At 68.3% G+C, this 16,238-nt stretch carries 20 protein-coding genes; 12 read left to right on the forward strand and 8 right to left on the reverse strand.

The window, feature by feature from the left end; translation table 11 throughout:
- The first annotated feature begins 55 nt into the window (after positions 1-55).
- Positions 56-814 (forward strand): SOS response-associated peptidase, encoded by a 759-nt coding sequence (locus tag ACQR3U_RS15285; protein WP_230810819.1) that lies wholly within the window; start codon positions 56-58, stop codon positions 812-814.
- A 22-nt stretch (positions 815-836) separates the two neighbouring features.
- On the opposite strand, the gene ybaK is transcribed toward ACQR3U_RS15285, so the two are convergent.
- On the reverse strand, positions 837-1,334 hold the full coding sequence (ybaK, locus tag ACQR3U_RS15290) for a Cys-tRNA(Pro) deacylase (protein ID WP_019288488.1): 498 nt from the start codon (positions 1,332-1,334) through the stop codon (positions 837-839).
- A 206-nt stretch (positions 1,335-1,540) separates the two neighbouring features.
- Between ybaK and ACQR3U_RS15295 the strand changes: the two genes are divergently transcribed.
- Complete coding sequence (locus ACQR3U_RS15295; RefSeq protein ID WP_371683125.1) at positions 1,541-2,185, forward strand: sigma-70 family RNA polymerase sigma factor; 645 nt, start codon at positions 1,541-1,543, stop codon at positions 2,183-2,185.
- Entirely contained in the window at positions 2,182-2,463 is a 282-nt protein-coding gene (gene rsrA, locus ACQR3U_RS15300; RefSeq protein ID WP_006550233.1) for a mycothiol system anti-sigma-R factor, read from the forward strand. Before ACQR3U_RS15295 ends, rsrA begins: the two co-directional genes overlap by 4 nt.
- Positions 2,464-2,576: 113 nt before the next feature.
- On the opposite strand, the gene ACQR3U_RS15305 is transcribed toward rsrA, so the two are convergent.
- Positions 2,577-2,651, reverse strand: a complete 75-nt coding sequence (locus ACQR3U_RS15305; protein ID WP_022597109.1) for a 50S ribosomal protein bL37 — start codon at positions 2,649-2,651, stop codon at positions 2,577-2,579.
- A gap of 95 nt (positions 2,652-2,746) precedes the next feature.
- Here ACQR3U_RS15305 and ACQR3U_RS15310 point away from each other — a divergent pair, with 95 nt between their 5' ends.
- Both ACQR3U_RS15310 and ACQR3U_RS15315 read left to right on the forward strand, forming a co-directional pair.
- Positions 2,747-2,962, forward strand: a complete 216-nt coding sequence (locus tag ACQR3U_RS15310; RefSeq protein ID WP_006550234.1) for a biotin/lipoyl-binding carrier protein — start codon at positions 2,747-2,749, stop codon at positions 2,960-2,962.
- Between the two features lie 34 nt (positions 2,963-2,996).
- Complete coding sequence (locus ACQR3U_RS15315) at positions 2,997-4,472, forward strand: sensor histidine kinase (protein ID WP_006550235.1); 1,476 nt, start codon at positions 2,997-2,999, stop codon at positions 4,470-4,472.
- Between the two features lie 80 nt (positions 4,473-4,552).
- Here the strand turns inward: ACQR3U_RS15315 and ACQR3U_RS15320 are convergent, their stop codons facing one another.
- The gene (locus tag ACQR3U_RS15320) at positions 4,553-4,807 is read right to left on the reverse strand and encodes a WhiB family transcriptional regulator (protein ID WP_006550236.1); all 255 of its coding nucleotides are present in this window, start codon (positions 4,805-4,807) and stop codon (positions 4,553-4,555) included.
- Between the two features lie 270 nt (positions 4,808-5,077).
- A complete protein-coding gene (locus ACQR3U_RS15325; RefSeq protein WP_006550237.1) occupies positions 5,078-6,016 on the reverse strand; it encodes a diacylglycerol/lipid kinase family protein in 939 nt (312 codons plus the stop codon).
- Between the two features lie 47 nt (positions 6,017-6,063).
- On the opposite strand from ACQR3U_RS15325, the gene ACQR3U_RS15330 reads away from it, so the two are divergent.
- Complete coding sequence (locus tag ACQR3U_RS15330) at positions 6,064-6,486, forward strand: hypothetical protein (protein WP_024101488.1); 423 nt, start codon at positions 6,064-6,066, stop codon at positions 6,484-6,486.
- A gap of 6 nt (positions 6,487-6,492) precedes the next feature.
- On the opposite strand, the gene ACQR3U_RS15335 is transcribed toward ACQR3U_RS15330, so the two are convergent.
- A complete protein-coding gene (locus ACQR3U_RS15335) occupies positions 6,493-6,978 on the reverse strand; it encodes a GNAT family N-acetyltransferase (protein ID WP_019288485.1) in 486 nt (161 codons plus the stop codon).
- A gap of 74 nt (positions 6,979-7,052) precedes the next feature.
- On the opposite strand from ACQR3U_RS15335, the gene ACQR3U_RS15340 reads away from it, so the two are divergent.
- Positions 7,053-7,853 (forward strand): ParA family protein, encoded by an 801-nt coding sequence (locus tag ACQR3U_RS15340; RefSeq protein WP_024101487.1) that lies wholly within the window; start codon positions 7,053-7,055, stop codon positions 7,851-7,853.
- Positions 7,854-7,909: 56 nt separating this feature from the next.
- Here the strand turns inward: ACQR3U_RS15340 and ACQR3U_RS15345 are convergent, their stop codons facing one another.
- Positions 7,910-9,115 carry an Rv3212 family protein gene (locus ACQR3U_RS15345; protein ID WP_006550241.1) on the reverse strand — a complete coding sequence of 402 codons (1,206 nt, stop codon included), beginning with the start codon at positions 9,113-9,115 and terminating at the stop codon, positions 7,910-7,912.
- Between the two features lie 4 nt (positions 9,116-9,119).
- The gene (locus ACQR3U_RS15350; RefSeq protein ID WP_019288483.1) at positions 9,120-10,784 is read right to left on the reverse strand and encodes a DEAD/DEAH box helicase; all 1,665 of its coding nucleotides are present in this window, start codon (positions 10,782-10,784) and stop codon (positions 9,120-9,122) included.
- A 206-nt stretch (positions 10,785-10,990) separates the two neighbouring features.
- Here ACQR3U_RS15350 and ACQR3U_RS15355 point away from each other — a divergent pair, with 206 nt between their 5' ends.
- A complete protein-coding gene (locus ACQR3U_RS15355; protein ID WP_006550243.1) occupies positions 10,991-11,695 on the forward strand; it encodes a ferritin-like fold-containing protein in 705 nt (234 codons plus the stop codon).
- Between the two features lie 57 nt (positions 11,696-11,752).
- Positions 11,753-11,983, forward strand: coding sequence for a DUF3107 domain-containing protein (locus tag ACQR3U_RS15360; RefSeq protein ID WP_230810818.1), 231 nt, complete (start codon positions 11,753-11,755; stop codon positions 11,981-11,983).
- Positions 11,984-12,062: 79 nt separating this feature from the next.
- On the opposite strand, the gene ACQR3U_RS15365 is transcribed toward ACQR3U_RS15360, so the two are convergent.
- On the reverse strand, positions 12,063-12,719 hold the full coding sequence (locus tag ACQR3U_RS15365; protein ID WP_006550245.1) for a TetR/AcrR family transcriptional regulator: 657 nt from the start codon (positions 12,717-12,719) through the stop codon (positions 12,063-12,065).
- A gap of 194 nt (positions 12,720-12,913) precedes the next feature.
- Between ACQR3U_RS15365 and ACQR3U_RS15370 the strand changes: the two genes are divergently transcribed.
- The 3 genes from ACQR3U_RS15370 to ACQR3U_RS15380 all read left to right on the forward strand — a co-directional run bounded on the left by ACQR3U_RS15370 (position 12,914) and on the right by ACQR3U_RS15380 (position 16,224).
- Positions 12,914-13,972 carry a DUF3152 domain-containing protein gene (locus tag ACQR3U_RS15370; RefSeq protein ID WP_372477640.1) on the forward strand — a complete coding sequence of 353 codons (1,059 nt, stop codon included), beginning with the start codon at positions 12,914-12,916 and terminating at the stop codon, positions 13,970-13,972.
- A gap of 89 nt (positions 13,973-14,061) precedes the next feature.
- Positions 14,062-15,294, forward strand: coding sequence for an adenylyltransferase/sulfurtransferase MoeZ (gene moeZ, locus ACQR3U_RS15375; protein WP_269065767.1), 1,233 nt, complete (start codon positions 14,062-14,064; stop codon positions 15,292-15,294).
- A 75-nt stretch (positions 15,295-15,369) separates the two neighbouring features.
- Entirely contained in the window at positions 15,370-16,224 is an 855-nt protein-coding gene (locus tag ACQR3U_RS15380) for a TIGR02569 family protein (RefSeq protein ID WP_006550248.1), read from the forward strand.
- Positions 16,225-16,238: the final 14 nt, after the last annotated feature.

A 16,238-nucleotide genomic window follows, 5' to 3' on the forward strand; every position in this document is an offset into this window, starting at 1 on the left:
CACCCGGTGCGCGCCGGTGTCGGTTCCGTCACCCGGCGATGCCACACTCGACGGCATGTGCGGAAGGTATGTCTCCACCGCCGACCCGGCGACGCTCGCCGTCGAACTCGACGCACTCGACGAGACCGGCGACGACAGCAGCCGGGACGGGCGGGGGCCCGACTACAACGTCGCGCCGACGACCGAGGTGCTCACCGTTGTCGCCCGGCACGACGGGGAAGATCCCGACGGCCCCGTCCGCCGCCGTATCCGCCGCATGCGATGGGGACTCGTGCCGCACTTCGCCGAAGAGGTGGGTGGAAGCGCACCACTGATCAACGCGAGATCCGAATCGGTCGCCACCAAGCCGAGCTTCGCGCGGTCGCTGCGCTACAAGCGGTGCCTCGTCCCGATGGACGGCTGGTACGAATGGCAGGTCGAACCCGCGCCGGACGGCAAGCCTCGCAAGGTGCCGTACTTCATGGCGCCGGCCGACGGCTCGCGGATCTGCATGGCCGGGGTGTGGGCGGAGTGGCGCGACCCGCGGAACCCGAAGGCACCGCCGCTGTCGAGCACGGCGATCCTCACCGCTCAGTCGGTCGAGCAACTCGGCAACGTGCACGAACGGATGCCGCTGATCCTCCCGCCGGAGCGGTGGGATGCGTGGCTCGACCCCGACAGTCTCGGCCATCCGGATCTGATCGTGCCGAGCGTCGAGGCGATCTCGGCGATCGAGATCCGCCGCGTGTCCGCGACGGTCAACAGCATCCGCAACAACGGCCCCGAACTGCTGCAACCCGACGACGGCGCCGGCGATCAGATGGTGCTGTTGTAGGCGCTGCCGGAGCGGACGGGCCCTACGGACCGGCCGTGATCGGTGCCACGACGGCGCCGGTCAGCCGGATCAGATCGTGCGGATCCAGTTCGATCTCGAGCCCTCGCCGACCCGCGCTGCACAGCACCCGGTCCCACTGCTCGGCGGAGACGTCGATCACGGTGCGCAGACGCTTGCGCTGCCCGAGCGGGGAGATGCCGCCGACGACGTACCCGGTCGCGCGTTCGGCGGCGGTGTGATCGGCCATCACGGCCTTGCCGCCGCCCAGCGCCCCGGCTGCGGCCTTGAGCGACAGCGTCGCCGGGACCGGGATCACCGCGACGGCGAGCTTGCCGTCGGACAGCGACACCACCAGCGTCTTGAAGATCTGTTCGGCGGAAACCCCGAGGTGTGTGCCGAGTTCCTCGACGGCTTCGGCGCCGAAGGACGACGACCTCGGGTCATGTGCGTATTCGTGGACCCGGTGCGCGACCTTCTCGCGCTTCAACAACACCGTCGCGGGAGTGGATGTCGAGGCCATCCGATCACTCTAGAGAACCGGAGGTGGGGAACAAGCGCGGTGGGCACGGCGTTGCACACCGACGGGTGGATCCACCGGCCACCCGAGACCCGACGATCGGAGAATTCGTGGCAGTGCTGTGCCCGCCTCGACCGGACGCCATCGGACGTCCCCCCGATCCGGACGCCGTCGGACCGGTAGCCTTCTCGACAGGCGTCGATGAAGGGATCGGTGTGATCGAGGAGTCTGTGGAAGAACTGACCGAGCGGTTCGAGCGGGACGCGCTTCCCCTGCTCGATCAGCTCTACGGCGCTGCGCTGCGGATGACCCGCAATCCCTCCGACGCCGAGGACCTCGTACAGGAGACCTACATCAAGGCGTTCTCCGCCTTCCGGTCGTTCCGCGAGGGCACCAACCTCAAGGCCTGGCTGTACCGGATCCTCACCAACACCTACATCAACTCGTACCGGAAGCGTCAGCGGCAACCCGCGCAGTACCCGACCGACGAGATCACCGACTGGCAGCTCGCCGCCACGGCCGAGCATTCGTCGACCGGTCTGCGGTCCGCGGAAGTCGAGGCACTCGACGCGCTTCCCGACGACGACATCAAGGCGGCGTTGCAGGAGCTTCCCGAGGAGTTCCGCATGGCCGTCTACTACGCCGACGTCGAAGGGTTCCCCTACAAGGAGATCGCCGAGATCATGGGGACGCCGATCGGCACCGTGATGTCGAGACTGCACCGGGGTCGCAAGCAGCTGCGGGGCCTGTTGGCCGACGTGGCGCGCGATCGCGGTTTCATGCGGGAGAAGGCCGTGGACGCCACAACCGGAACATCGGATCAGCCCGAGAGCGGAAAGGGAGCACCGCAGTGAGCGAACCCGACTTCGATCGACTCGACTGCTCGGCGGTCATCGCGGACGTCTACCTGCTTCTCGACTCCGAATGCGACGCCGGTTCCCGCGAGAAGCTGCAGCGGCACCTCGACGAGTGCGGCACCTGCCTCGAGGCCTACGGGATCGAGGAGAAGATCAAATCGCTGCTCAGCCGCAAGTGCGGCGGGGAACACGCACCCGAGGGCCTGCGGGAGCGGCTCATGCTGCAGATCCGCCGCACCGTGGTGATCACCGAGACGGACAGCGCCGAGTCGTAGGCGGGTTCACTCGTACCGAGTCGTAGGCGAGTTCACTCGTACCGAGTCCTGGGTGAGACCCCCGAACGTGACAGGGGCCGGAAAGCTGCTGCTTTCCGGCCCCTGTCCGCGTCTCAGGCGTTGGGACGCTTGCCGTGGTTGGCGGCGTTACCCTTGCGGCTGCGCTTCTTGCGACCTCGCTTACCCATGGTGGGATCTCCTTTCTCGTTCATTACAGTGTTTCACGTGCGGTCGAGTGGTCCTGTCGGCAGGTCCGCCGCCGGAGCGTGAAACGAGGTGTTCGATGGCGGAAGACGTACGCGCGGAGATGGTATCGACCGTGTTCGAGGTCGTCGTGCGAGAGGGTGACGTGGTGGCCGAGGGCGACACGCTGGTGATCCTCGAGTCGATGAAGATGGAGATTCCCGTGCTCGCCGAGTCGGCGGGCACCGTGACCTCCGTCGGAGTCTCGGTCGGGGATGTCATCCAGCAGGGCGACCTCATCGCCGTGATCTCCTGACGGCGGGTATCTCCTGAGTACGAAAGCGGTTCCCGTGTCCACACTCAGTTCGTTGCTCGCGAGGTACACGGATCTTCCGGGCGCGGCCGTCGATCACCTCCAACGTGTCGTGGGCGAGTGGCAGTTGCTCGCCGACCTGTCGTTCGCCGACGTCCTCCTGTGGGTCGACGCGGCGCCGTCCGGAATCGTGTGCGTCGCACAGTGCCGACCCACCACCGCCTCGACGGTGATCCCCGAGGACGCCGTCGGCACGCTCGTCTCCGACAACGAACATCCTTACGTCCGTAAGGCTTTCGAAACTGGAGAGATCGTCGACGTCAAGTCGTCCCCGGGCGCCGGGATCAACATCCGTCAGGCCGTGCCGGTGCGCTGGGACGGTCGGGTCGTCGCGGTGCTCAGCCGCGACGCCGCCCGCGTGTCGCGGCGGTCGGCCAGCGCGCTCGAGACGGCCTATCTCGAATGCGCCGACGACCTCTACCGGATGATCAGCGAGGGCACTTTCCCGACGCCCGAGGCGCGCTCGGACACCAAGTCGAGTCCGCGTGCGGGCGACGGATTCATCCGGCTCGACCGGAAGGGCAAGGTCGTCTACGCGAGCCCCAACGCGCTGTCGGCCTATCACCGGATGGGTCTGAACTCCGACCTGATCGGTCAGGATCTCGTCGAGACGACCCGCGCACTGGTCACCGACCCCTTCGAGAGTCGCGACGTCACCGACTACCTCCGCGGGGCCGTGGAGGGCCGTCTGGGGCAGCGCATGGAGATCGAGGCACTCGGGGCCACCGTTCTGATCCGTGCGTTGGTCCTGAACCCGGGAGGGAAGATCCGGGGCGCCGCGGTGATCGTCCGCGACGTCACCGAGGTCAAGCGACGCGACCGGGCACTGCTGAGCAAGGACGCGACCATCCGCGAGATCCACCACCGTGTCAAGAACAACCTGCAGACGGTCGCCGCGCTGCTGCGACTGCAGGCGCGCCGAACCGGGAACGCGGAAGCCCAGCAGGCCCTGGGGGAGGCGGTCCGTCGCGTGACATCCATCGCCCTGGTCCATGAGGCGCTGTCGATGTCAGTGGACGAGGAGGTCGATCTCGACGGTGTGTTCGACCAGTTGATCCCCATCGTCGTCGACGTGTCGACGGTCGGCAGCCAGATCCGGGTGGTGCGGGAGGGGAATCTCGGCGTGTTCCCCGCGGATCGCGCCACGCCTCTGGTCATGGTGCTGACCGAACTCGTCCAGAACGCCGTCGAGCACGCCTTCGATCCGGGCGTGAACGGCACGGTCACCGTCAATGCCCAGCGTTCGGCCCGCATGCTCGACGTCGTGGTCCGCGACGAGGGGAAGGGTCTTCCCGAGGGGTTCAGCCTCGAGGCGTCGAACCGGCTCGGTCTGCAGATCGTCCGGACCCTCGTGGCTGCCGAGCTCGGCGGATCGTTGGAGTTGACGTCCAACGAGGTCGGCGGGACCGATGCACGCCTGCAACTACCGCTGGGCAAGGTGCCGGTCGCCTGATCGTCCTTACGACCGTGCACGTAAGAAGGCCCGGCCTCCCCCATAGGGGAGCCGGGCCTTCGAACGTCTATCGGAGTTGCTCAGACCGCCGTACGAGCGCGGGTGCGGGCGTTGCGACGCTTGAGGGCGCGGCGCTCGTCCTCGCTCATACCGCCCCAGACGCCGGCATCCTGGCCGGATTCGAGCGCCCAGGAGAGGCATTCGGCGGTGACGGGGCAACGGTTGCACACGAGCTTGGCATCCGCGATCTGCGCGAGAGCCGGGCCGCTGTTTCCCACGGGGAAGAACAGTTCCGGATCCTCGTCGCGGCAGATGGCCTTGTGGCGCCAGTCCATGCTTCTACTCTCCTTCGATGGTGCGTGTGCACCGGCTGATTGGTCAATGCGTGTTCACGCCTGTGGCACGGAGTGTTTCCGCGCGGTTACTTGTGAATGCTTTCACGAACGAGCGTGGAGTCAATAGAATCGACCACGATCGTGGGGAAGCTCACGCTGGTGTGGGCTACGAGTTCGCCAATCCCTCTTTCTACTCCCCTCGAGCCGAGAAGGTAGTGGCAATCACAGAATTCGTGCTTCTCTTTCTGTCGCTGTCCCGCTGGGGGATCGTCAGCGGGGCGCGACGACATCGAGGATCGACGCCACGGACACGAACTCGACCTCGGTCCGGAGTCCGAGATAGTCGCCGTCGACCTGAAGTCCGATCGGGCGCGAGGCCCGGGCGCGCACGCGCGCGACATCGTCCGCACGCACCAGATGCGGCGACGCCGGCTCGCCGCGGGCGGCCAGAAGTTGTCTCACCACCCGCAGGCTCGGAAGTACCCGGGTCGTCGTCATAGCAAACACACCCAAACCGGTGTCGAACGAGGTGCCGGGATTCGTGTGCACCGGCCGGGACTCGAGATAGGTCCACGGACTCGAGTTCGACACGAACGCATAGTGCACCCCCGAAACAGGTTCGGATCCGGGCATCTCGAGCGTGAGCGCCGGTTCGGCCCGCTTCGACGCGAAGAACCGGGCCACCGCGTGCCGCACGTAGCGCGCCGTCGTCACCTTCTTGCCCTCGGCGCGGCTCAGGTCTATGGCCTCGCACACCTGGGCGTCGAGACCGAGGCCCGCGTTGAAGGTGAACCACCGCCCGTCGCAGTGGCCGAGGCCGATCCGGCTGGTCCTGCCCTCCTGCAACGACTCGAGTACCTGCTCGGTGGCCTCGAGTGGATCGGCGGACAGTCCCAGGGATCGCGCGAACACGTTCGCCGAGCCGCCGGGCACCACCGCGAGTCGCGGCAGCGTCGGATCGGCGCCTCGGTCGGGGGAGGGGCCGAGGAGGCCGTTGACGATCTCGTTGACGGTGCCGTCGCCACCGTGCGCGACGACGACGTCCATCCCGTCGGCGTGCGCCGAACGCGCCAGTTCTGCGGCGTGCCCGCGGTGGGTCGTGTGCGCGACGGTCAGCGCGAGCCGGCCTCTCAGGGCGTGAGCGAGGCGGTCGCGACCGGCCGGGGTGGTCGTCGTCGCATTCGGGTTCACGATCAGCAGGGCGCGCACGGAACATCAGCCTAAGTGGTGCCCGGCGGGTCCACTACGCTGGACGGGTGCCTCTCGAAACACCTCGCAGCAGCGTTCCGTCGACCGTGCGTGCCGCCGGTTGGCTCGTCGTCCTCGAGGGCGTCGTCGCGATGGGATTCGCGGTGTACTCGATCATCCGCGCCGCCTCGGGCGAACACGATCAGTCGGTCACCAATGGCTACGGCTTCGCGCTGTGGCTGTTCATCCTGTTCGGCGGGGTCCTGGCCGGCGGGATTGCGCTCGTGCGCGGTGTGCGCTGGGGACGTGCCGTGGCGATACTCGCGCAGCTGTTGTTGCTGCCCGTGGTGTGGTCGCTGCTGACGGACTCCCACCAGCCGGTCATCGGCACTGTGCTGGCGCTCGTCGTGGTCCCCACGCTCGTGCTGCTGTTCAGCCCGCCCACGTCGCGGTGGCTCGCGCACGAGTACGCGCCCGACGTCGACGAGTGATCCGGCTCAGCTGCCGAGCGCTTGCAGGGCGGGGCCGCTGAGCCTGAAGGTCGTCCACTCGTCCTGCGCGACGGCACCGAGGGATCGGTAGAAACCGATGGACGGCTCGTTCCAGTCCAGCACCGACCAACTCAGGCGGGTGTAACCGCGCTCCACGCATTCGTGGGCGAGCGCCGCGAGCAGTGCCCGTCCGTGTCCCTTGCCGCGGTGTTCGGGACGGACGAACAGATCTTCGAGGTAGATCCCGTGCACGCCGTCCCACGTGGAGAAGTTCCGGAACCACAACGCCACCCCGACGACCCGGCCTTCGGTGCCGTCCTCTCCGGATTCCTCTGCGACGTGCGCGTACACCGAGGGCTGCGGCCCGAAAAGAGCCTCGTGGATCTGCTCGGGCACCACGGTGCACTCGTGCCGGGCCTTCTCGTATTCGGCGAGGTCGTAGATCAGCCCGGTGATCGTGGGGACGTCCTCGGGTGTGGCTCTGCGGATCACGGCGGGCTGCCTCCTGCGGTCTCGTGGGCGGATTCACCTCGCGCTGCGCCGCCGAGTGCGCGAGGATCGGGGTCGTGGCAACGGTACTTGCAGTGGCAAATCAGAAGGGTGGCGTCGCCAAGACGACCACCGTCGCGTCGTTGGGGGCCGCGCTGTCGGCGCTGGGCCGGCGGGTGCTCGTCGTCGATCTCGATCCCCAGGGGTGCCTGACCTTCTCTCTCGGGCACAACCCCGACAAGCTCGAACAATCCGTGCACGAGGTGCTCGTGGGCGGTGTCGAGACGAAGGACGTTCTGCTCGGGACAGCGGAGGGGATGTCGCTGCTGCCGGCGACCATCGACCTCGCGGGTGCGGAGGCGATGCTGCTCATGAAGCCGGGGCGTGAATACACCCTGAAGCGGGCGCTGGCGTCGGTGGAGGACGACTACGACGTCGTCGTCATCGACTGCCCGCCCTCTCTGGGCGTCCTCACCCTCAACGGGCTGACCGCGGCGCGGTCCGTGCTCGTTCCGCTGCAGTGCGAGACGCTCGCGCACAGGGGAGTCGGGCAGCTCCTGCGCACGGTGAACGAGGTGAAACAGATCACCAATCCGGATCTCGAGCTGCTCGGCGCGCTGCCGACCCTGTACGACTCGCGGACCACGCACAGTCGCGACGTGCTCGCCGATGTCTCCGACCGGTACGACCTGCCGGTGCTGGCCCCGCCCGTACCTCGCACGGTCCGCTTCGCGGAGGCTTCCGCCTCGGGCGCGACGGTGCTGGCGGGACGCAAGAACAAGGGCGCCGAGGCGTACCGGGCGCTCTCCGAGAACCTGCTGCGCTACTGGTCGGGGGAGGCGGAACTCGAGACTTTCGAGACCGCCGTCGCGGACTGAGACGTCAGCACCGACCGGGACGGCTCGCTTTCAGCACCGACCGGGACGGCTCGCCATCAGCGCAGTGCCACGAGCTCATCGCCGCGTTGCTCGACCACGACATTCCCCGCGACGGCGACGTTCACCGTGGAGACCGTCCCGCGCTCGACGTCGATGCGCGGGCCGGGTTCACCGGTCCGTGAGTCGACTCCCACGAGGGCGTCCTCGACGGGAAGGAGCAGCGAACCGGCCATGATGTCGCCGTTGCCGAGAGTGTCCTCGACGGTCCACTGCGGGGCGAAATCGGTGGTGGACAATGCGACGGTGTCGCGGCCCGTCCACCACACGAGCACGCCGCCGCGCTCGAGGGCGGGGTCGTCCGATTCGCCGGCAGGACGCGACAGGGCGTGCGTGTCGAGGAGGACGCCCTCGCTGTCGAAGACCTCGATGCGCGGCCCGTCGTTGTCGTCCGGGGCCAGGTAGACCGCCGTGCGGTCGCCGACCACCGCGACGATGCGGGAGTCCCCGCCCGCTTCCGGCAGCACCGACGACGCGAACTCCTCGGGCTTGGTGCTGTCGTCGGGGGTGGGATCGAGAAGGGTGAGCCGATTGGTCGGCTCGTTCGCGCACTGCTCGAGCACGGCCAGCACTTCGGCACCCGAATCCGCCGAGCGCAGTTCGCAACCCGATCGTGGCTGCGCGTTCGGGTTCACCGGTGCGTCGACGCGCCCGTACTCGACCGTGCGCACCAGATCGGAGCGCCACATCTCGAGACGTGACTCGCCGAAGGCGATCAGGTGCGAACCGGCGCCGACGACCCGGATCGGATCGTCGGCGTCGCTCGACCGTTGCGCGCCCCGAGAGCCACTGCCCGAGTCGAGCGCGGTGACCTGACCGCATCCCCGCGGGCCGCGATAGACCGAGACCACGTCGCCCCAGGCCTCGGTGACCGCGCACAACGCCCGGTCGCGGTCGTACCGCCAGCGTTCCTCGCCGGATTGCGGGTCGCGGCCGACGACCGCACCACCGTCTGCCGTGGCGACCGTGCCGCCGGACACCACCGGTGCGGTCGTCGCCGTACTCGGAGCACGCCACAGTTCGGCGAGCGTGCGCGGAAGAGATTGCGCGGCAGCGAGAGTGGGGACAGGGCCGTCCCAGGTGGTCGACGTGGTGCCCCGCGCATCCGAGTTCAGCCAGACGACACTCGCCGCCACCAGAGCGGTGACGACGAGTGCGGCTGCGACGAGAAGGTCGGTGCGGGTGCGGCGCTCGGGCGCGAGCACGTGGTTATCGGGCAGACGACGTCGAGACCGCTTCCACGTTCGACGTGTCCTGCTGCTCTGCGCGACCGGCCGGGCCCTCGCCCGAGCGGGTGCGACGGCGACGACGGCGACGACGTGCCGGAGCGGCCGCCCCGGTGTCCTCACCCGTCTCCGCTGCGGCAGGCTCGTTCTCGGCCTTCACCGAGTCGTCCGAACCGGTTGCGGCCACATCCGTTGCGGAGCCGTCGGCAGACTTTCCGCGGACGGTACGACGGCGGACCCGGTTGCGCTTCGGGCGGGATCCGCCCTCGCGCTCGACGCGCTCGCGCTTCTCACCGTTCTCCGAGGCGGCGGGAGCGGCCTTGCGGACGCGTCCGGTGGCGTCGGACGGGATGTTCAGCTCCTCGAACAGGTGCGGGGAGCTCGAGTAGGTTTCGATCGGATCCGGGATACCGAGATCGAGAGCCTTGTCGATGAGCTGCCAGCGCGGCACGTCGTCCCAGTCGACGAGGGTGATCGCGATACCGGTGCGTCCGGCGCGACCGGTACGGCCGATGCGGTGGACGTAGGTCTTCTCGTCCTCGGGGCACTGATAGTTGATGACGTGGGTGACGTCGTCGATGTCGATGCCGCGGGCGGCGACGTCCGTGGCGACGAGCACGTCGATCTTGCCGCTGCGGAACTTGTCGAGTGCCTTCTCACGCGCGATCTGACCGAGGTCGCCGTGCACCGCGCCGCACGCGAAACCGCGCTCGACGAGGTCGTCGGCCACCTTCTGCGCCGTGCGCTTGGTGCGGGTGAAGACCATGGTGGCGCCGCGACCCTCGGCCTGCAGTACGCGGGCGACGAGTTCGGCCTTGTCGAGTGCATGCGCCCGGTAGATGAACTGCTGGGTGCGCTCGTGCACGGCCGACGATTCGGCCTCCTCGGCCCGGATGTGCGTCGGGCGGTTCAGGAACGTGCGGGCGAGGGTGATGATCGGGCCGGGCATGGTGGCCGAGAACAGCATCGTCTGACGACGGTCGGGGACCATCGTGAGGATGCGCTCGATGTCGGGCAGGAAGCCGAGGTCGAGCATCTCGTCGGCTTCGTCCATGACGAGCACGCCGATCTTGCCCAGGATCAGATGGCCCTGGTTGGCGAGATCGAGCAGACGGCCGGGAGTACCGACGACGACGTCGACACCCTTCTTCAGTTCGTCGATCTGCTGCTCGTAGGGGCGCCCACCGTAGATCGACAGGACCTCGAGGCCCGACTTGCGGCTGCCGGGCAGGTACTTGGAAGCGTTCACGAGGTCGTTGGTGACCTGGATGCACAGCTCGCGGGTCGGGACGATCACGAGTGCACGGGGAGTGCCGTCGAGGGTGGTCGTGCCGGAGCCCTCGGTGGCGATGCGATGCAGGAGCGGAACGCCGAAGCCGAAGGTCTTGCCCATACCCGTACGGGCCTGCCCGATGAGGTCGTCGCCGGCGAGGGCCAGCGGCAGGGTGAGTTCCTGGATCGCGAAGGTGCGTTCGATGCCGACCTCGGCGAGGGCGCGGACGATCTCGTCGCGGACACCGAGTTCGCCGAAGGTGGGGGGTACGTGGGTGGAGTCGAGTTGTGCGGAGACGGTCGTTTCGCTCGCGTCGTCTTCGTGGTCGATGGTGATCTTGCTCAGGGGTCCGGCCTTCCTGGTCTCGGCACGCACGCACGAGGGGGAAAGGCGACCGGCCTGCACCTCAGCGCGAGCGGTTTCCACCAGGCTCGGCGAAGCGCGGCAGCGATCCGCAGTTCGGGTGCGCGCACATTATCTGGGAAGCTCGCGGGCCACGGTCGGCGGCTCGAAGCGCGGGCTTCCCGATCCATTGTACCGGTTCCGGCGCATTCCACGAGGTAGTACTACGCTTCGTCGTCATGGGAGCCGATACGCCGCAGTCCACCTCCGAGTCCGGCACGACGCCGGGCGGACCCGCAGTCCCCGCCGATCACCCCGGTGTCGCAGAGCTCTTCGCGTTGCTCGCGTACGGCGAGATCTCGGCGTTCTACCGGCTCGCCGAGGACGCACGGTTCTCCCCGTCCCTGCGCGGGCGGGTCGCCCTCGCAAGCATGGCAGCTGCGGAGATGAGCCATTTCGAGACGCTCCACACCGCGCTCACCGATCGTGGTGTGGAGATCTACGCGGCGATGGAGCCCTACCGCAAAGCCCTCGACGCCTACCACGCCTCGACCACTCCGTCGACGTGGCTCGAGGTTCTCGTGAAGGCATACGTCGGTGACAGGATCGCCGCAGATTTCTACTGTGAGATCGCCGACATGCTTGCTCCCGAGGTGTCCACGGTGGTCCGGGAGGTCCTCGCCGAGACCGGCCACTCGGAGTTCGTGGTGCATGAGGTCCGTGAGGTCGTCGAGCGCAGCCCGCTGCAGAAGGACCGCCTGATGCTGTGGGGACGCCGGCTGCTCGGCGAGGCCATCACCCAGGCGCAGTACGTCCTCGCGCAGAACGAGGAACTCGCCGAGCTGGTGATTCTCGCGTCCGGTGACCTGGCGAACATCGCCGCGCTGTTCGATCGCATGCAGGTCGAGCACGCCGAGCGGATGTCGGTGCTCGGACTGCATTAGCCTGGGGCTGATAGCAGTACCAGCTCGGTTTCAATGCATGAGAATCGGAGGTCCACCGTGGAGGTCAAGATCGGCGTCGCGGACAGCCCGCGCGAAGTTGTCGTCGTCAGCGACCAGACGCCCGGCGAGGTGGAGAAGCTCGTCCGGGCCGCGTTGAGCGGCGCCGACGACGGGGTGCTCGCCCTTGTCGACGAGAAGGGCCGCAAGGTTCTCGTGCAGGCCGCCAAGATCAGCTACGTGGACATCGGTCCTGCCACGCTGGGCAAGGTCGGCTTCGCCGCCAACTGAGAGCGACCGACGAGAACGGGCCGGGGCATGTCGCCCCGGCCCGTTCGTCGTTCTCGGTATGTGTCGTCAGCATGTGTCGTCAGCGACGACGGAGTTCCGGCTGCAGCGGCACGTGCTTCAGACCGCCCCAGGCCAGCGCGACCGTGGTGTCCACGGCGTCCTCCTTGGGGATCGGGCGTGCGGCGTCGAGCCAGTAGCGTGCGGTGAACTGGCTCGTTCCCACCAGGCCGACCGCGAGGATGCGGGCCCGGTACGGATCGAGACCGGAGTCGTGGCTGACGAGGTCGAAGACGGCGTCGACGCACGCCTCGGTGGCCTGCTCCACTCGCCGCGACACCTGCGGTTCGCCCATCAGATCGGATTCGAAGACGAGCCGGAATCCCTGGCTGTCGTTGTCGACGAAATCGAAGAAGGCCTGCACTGCGGCGCGCACGCGCTGACGGTTGTCGGTGGTGGACCGCAGGGCCTGGCGTACGCCGTTGATGAGGGTGTCCACGTAGTTCTGGAGCACGGCGCAATACAGTTCGAGCTTGCCGGGGAAGTGCTGGTACAGGACGGGCTTGCTCACCCCGGCACACTCGGCGATCTCGTCCATGCCGGCCGAGTGGTAACCGCGTGTGACGAATACTTCGCTGGCAGCCTCGAGCAACTGGGCACGACGCTCGTCACGCGGCATCCGGGCGCCCCGTTTGCCGTTGGAACCCCGGCCGGATGCTCGTTCGGTGACGTCGGTCATGCTTACTCCCAATCTGCACTACTTCCGAACGTGGCCTGTACCACCTCGGCGCTCCTCGTCTCTGCACGTTACAGGTGAAGTCGCGTGTCGAAAGGATCGGCCTACCGCCCAGTATCCGTTCCCGGTGCACGAATGGGGGCGCAGGTTCGGCGCTTCGGATATCGAAATGGTCTCGATATGACATCCTGACATCCGTGATCGAGCGTGGAGGAGTGCGCGAGAGCAGGGGCCCGCAGGGCTCCTCGCCGACAGATCCTTCCCCGACGCTGCCCGGTTCGTCCCGGTCGCGAGGAACGGAACGACCCGAGACGGGTCGCCGGTCGCACCAGCCCCTGCGTGCCGTGTGGGACCCGGTGGGACGGCCGGACCGGCCGCCGCGCCGACCGCGACCCGAACGGGACGTCCGCAAGCAGACCCGCGTGGGCAGGTTCGTCGCCACCTACGGCTGGCGCGCCTACGCCGTTCCGATCCTCGCCGTCGTGACCCTGATCGTGCTGTGGGACGCCGCGCGTGGCGCCGGAGCGGAGGAGCCCGCCGACCAGACCGACGCGAGCGAGGTCACCGAGATCATCGTCGAGGCCCCGCAACCCGAGGGAACCTTCCCCGAGTCGCTCGAGTCCGGTGCGCTGCCGGAGGGCGGCCCGTTCACGGAGGTCGGTGCGCGGGAGTGGCGGGTCGTGCCCGGCACCACGGGTCAGGTCGGCGCGGGGCAGACCCGTGTGTTCACCTACACGGTGGAACTCGAGGAGGGCATCGACACCACCGGCTACGGCGGCGACGCGGCCTTCGCGTCGATGGTCGACCGGACCCTCGCCGACCCGCGCAGCTGGATCGGCGACGAGGCGGTCGCCTTCCGCCGAATCGACACCGGCGAGCCGGACTTCCGGATCTCCCTCACCTCGCAGATGACCATTCGCGAAGGATGCGGCTACGACATCCCGCTCGAGGGATCGTGCTTCAACCCCTCGATGGAGCGGGTGTTCCTCAACGAAGCGCGGTGGGTGCGCGGGGCCGTCGCCTTCCAGGGCGACATCGGGTCGTACCGCCAGTACGTCGTCAACCACGAGGTCGGCCACGCCATCGGCCTGGCGCAACACGATGCCTGCACCACCGACGGCGGCCTCGCGCCGATCATGATGCAGCAGACCTTCGGCACCGCCAACGACGACATCGCGCGCCTGGACCCGGGCGGCACGGTCCCCGCCGACGGGGCGCGGTGCCGGTTCAACCCGTGGCCGTACCCGCGGGCGTAGGCGCCGGTCGGGGTCGACGGGCCGAGCGGAGTCGACGGGCGAGGTGGGGGTCGACGGGCGGAATGGGGGTCGCAGCAGGGAATGGCACCATGGACGGTGACGCAGGACGCATCGCGACAGGAGAACCCGTGACCGCAACGACACCGTCGACGCGCCGATCCCTTCCGCCGTTGGTGGAACCCGGCCCGGAGCTCGGTCGCGAGGAGGTCGCGCGGTACAGCCGTCACCTGATCATCCCGAATGTCGGGGTCACCGGCCAGCGTCGCCTGAAGAACGCGCGGGTGCTGTGTATCGGCGCCGGCGGCCTGGGTTCGCCCGCCCTGCTGTATCTCGCGGCGGCGGGGGTCGCCACGATCGGCATCGTCGAGTTCGACGACGTGGAGACGTCCAACCTGCAGCGCCAGGTGATCCACGGCCGCTCCGACGTCGGACGGCCCAAGGCGGACAGTGCCCGCGACAGCATCCTGGCGATCAACGACGGTGTGACTGTGCGCCTGCACGAGACGCGCCTGGAGTCGAGCAATGCCGTGCAGCTGTTCGAGCAGTACGACCTCATCCTCGACGGCACCGACAACTTCGCGACCCGCTATCTCGTCAACGACGCCGCGGTCCTCGCGGGCAAGCCCTACGTGTGGGGATCGATCTTCCGTTTCGAGGGCCAGGTATCGGTGTTCTGGGAGGACGCCCCGGACGGACGCGGCCTGAACTACCGCGACCTCTACCCCGAGGCACCGCCACCGGGGATGGTTCCCTCCTGCGCGGAGGGCGGGGTACTCGGTGTCCTGCCCGGCACGATCGGCACCGTCATGGCGACCGAGGCGATCAAACTCGTCACCGGGATCGGCGAGCCGCTGCTCGGTCGCCTCCTGATCTACGACGCGCTCGCGATGTCGTTCCGGACGGTGACCCTGCGCCGGGATCCGGGACGGGTGCCCGTCACCGAACTCGTCGACTACGAGGCCTTCTGTGGGATCGTTCCCGATGCCGCCGCGTCGGCTCGCTCGGCCGTCACCCCCAGCGAGTTGCGCCGGATGCTCGACGAGGGCCGCGACATCGCGCTGATCGACGTGCGCGAACCCGTCGAGTGGGAGATCGTCCGCATCGACGGTGCCCGGCTCGTGCCGAAGGACCGCATCCTCTCCGGTGAGGTCCTCGCCGACCTGCCGCAGAACACGCCGATCGTGCTGTACTGCAAGACGGGAATCCGATCGGCCGAGGCGCTCGAAGTGCTTGTGCGAGCCGGATTCTCGGACGCGACACATCTGCACGGCGGGGTGATCGCGTGGGCGCAGCAGGTGGATCCCTCGCTACCGGTGTACTGACGGTGACCTCGTTGTGACCTGAAACAGCGGAGTGCCTTCCCGATCCGAGCGGTGTGCGGCGGTAGGTTGAGCTGCGTGAGCTCACTCGAACCGCCTCAGCACGTGTGCTCCACATTCGGTCTCCGCGACGTCGAACCGGTCCCGCTCGGGCCCGACTGGGACGGCGGTTTCCGGTGTGGAGACGTGGTGCTGTCCCGAGTCGCCGATCATGCTCGCGCGGCCTGGTCCGCCAAAGTGCGGGAGACCCTGACCGTCGACGGTGTGCGGCTGGCCCGTCCGGTGCGGTCCACCGACGGTCGCTACGTGGTCTCCGGATGGCGCGCCGACACCTACATCGTCGGTACGTCCGAGCCCAGGCACGACGAAGTGGTCTCGCTGTCGCTGCGGCTGCACACCGCCACCGCGCAGCTCGAACGTCCCCGTTTCCTCATGCAGCCTCCGGTCGCGCCCTGGGAGGACGTCGACGTCTTCGTCGCGGCCGACCGCGCGGCCTGGGAAACCGTGCCCCTGCGCAGCGCCCGCGCGGCGGGTGCGCCCGAGACGGTGACCCCCGACGGCCGTAAGAGTCTCGACCTGATCAACCAGCTCGCGACCTTCCGCAAGCCCGTGCACCTGCCTGATCAGCTCGTCCACGGCGACCTGTTCGGCACCGTCTTGTTCGCCGGGCGCGCGGCACCCGGGCTGACCGACATCACCCCCTACTGGCGTCCGGCCTCGTGGGCGGCCGCCGTCGCCGTCGTCGACGCACTGTCGTGGGGCGGTGCCGACGAAGGGCTCATCGGTCGCTGGGAGGATCTGCCGGAATGGCCGCAGATGCTGCTGCGCGCGGTCATCTTCCGGCTGGCCGTGCACGCGCTGCACCCGCGCTCGACCGAGGACGCCTTCCCGGGCCTGGCGCACACCGCCGACCTCGTGCGGTTCCTCCTGTAACACCTCACAGGGCG

Source organism: Rhodococcus sp. IEGM1339 (assembly GCF_050321925.1).
Lineage (GTDB): Bacteria > Actinomycetota > Actinomycetes > Mycobacteriales > Mycobacteriaceae > Rhodococcus > Rhodococcus pyridinivorans.

Bases quoted from the DNA above. Each gene is read 5' to 3' on its own strand.
- ACQR3U_RS15285 (WP_230810819.1), top strand. From the start codon at position 56: ATGTGCGGAAGGTATGTCTCCACCGCCGACCCGGCGACGCTCGCCGTC.
- ybaK (WP_019288488.1), bottom strand. From the start codon at position 1,334: ATGGCCTCGACATCCACTCCCGCGACGGTGTTGTTGAAGCGCGAGAAG.
- ACQR3U_RS15310 (WP_006550234.1), top strand. From the start codon at position 2,747: ATGGCGGAAGACGTACGCGCGGAGATGGTATCGACCGTGTTCGAGGTC.
- ACQR3U_RS15320 (WP_006550236.1), bottom strand. From the start codon at position 4,807: ATGGACTGGCGCCACAAGGCCATCTGCCGCGACGAGGATCCGGAACTG.
- ACQR3U_RS15355 (WP_006550243.1), top strand. From the start codon at position 10,991: ATGGGAGCCGATACGCCGCAGTCCACCTCCGAGTCCGGCACGACGCCG.
- ACQR3U_RS15365 (WP_006550245.1), bottom strand. From the start codon at position 12,719: ATGACCGACGTCACCGAACGAGCATCCGGCCGGGGTTCCAACGGCAAA.
- moeZ (WP_269065767.1), top strand. From the start codon at position 14,062: ATGGACGGTGACGCAGGACGCATCGCGACAGGAGAACCCGTGACCGCA.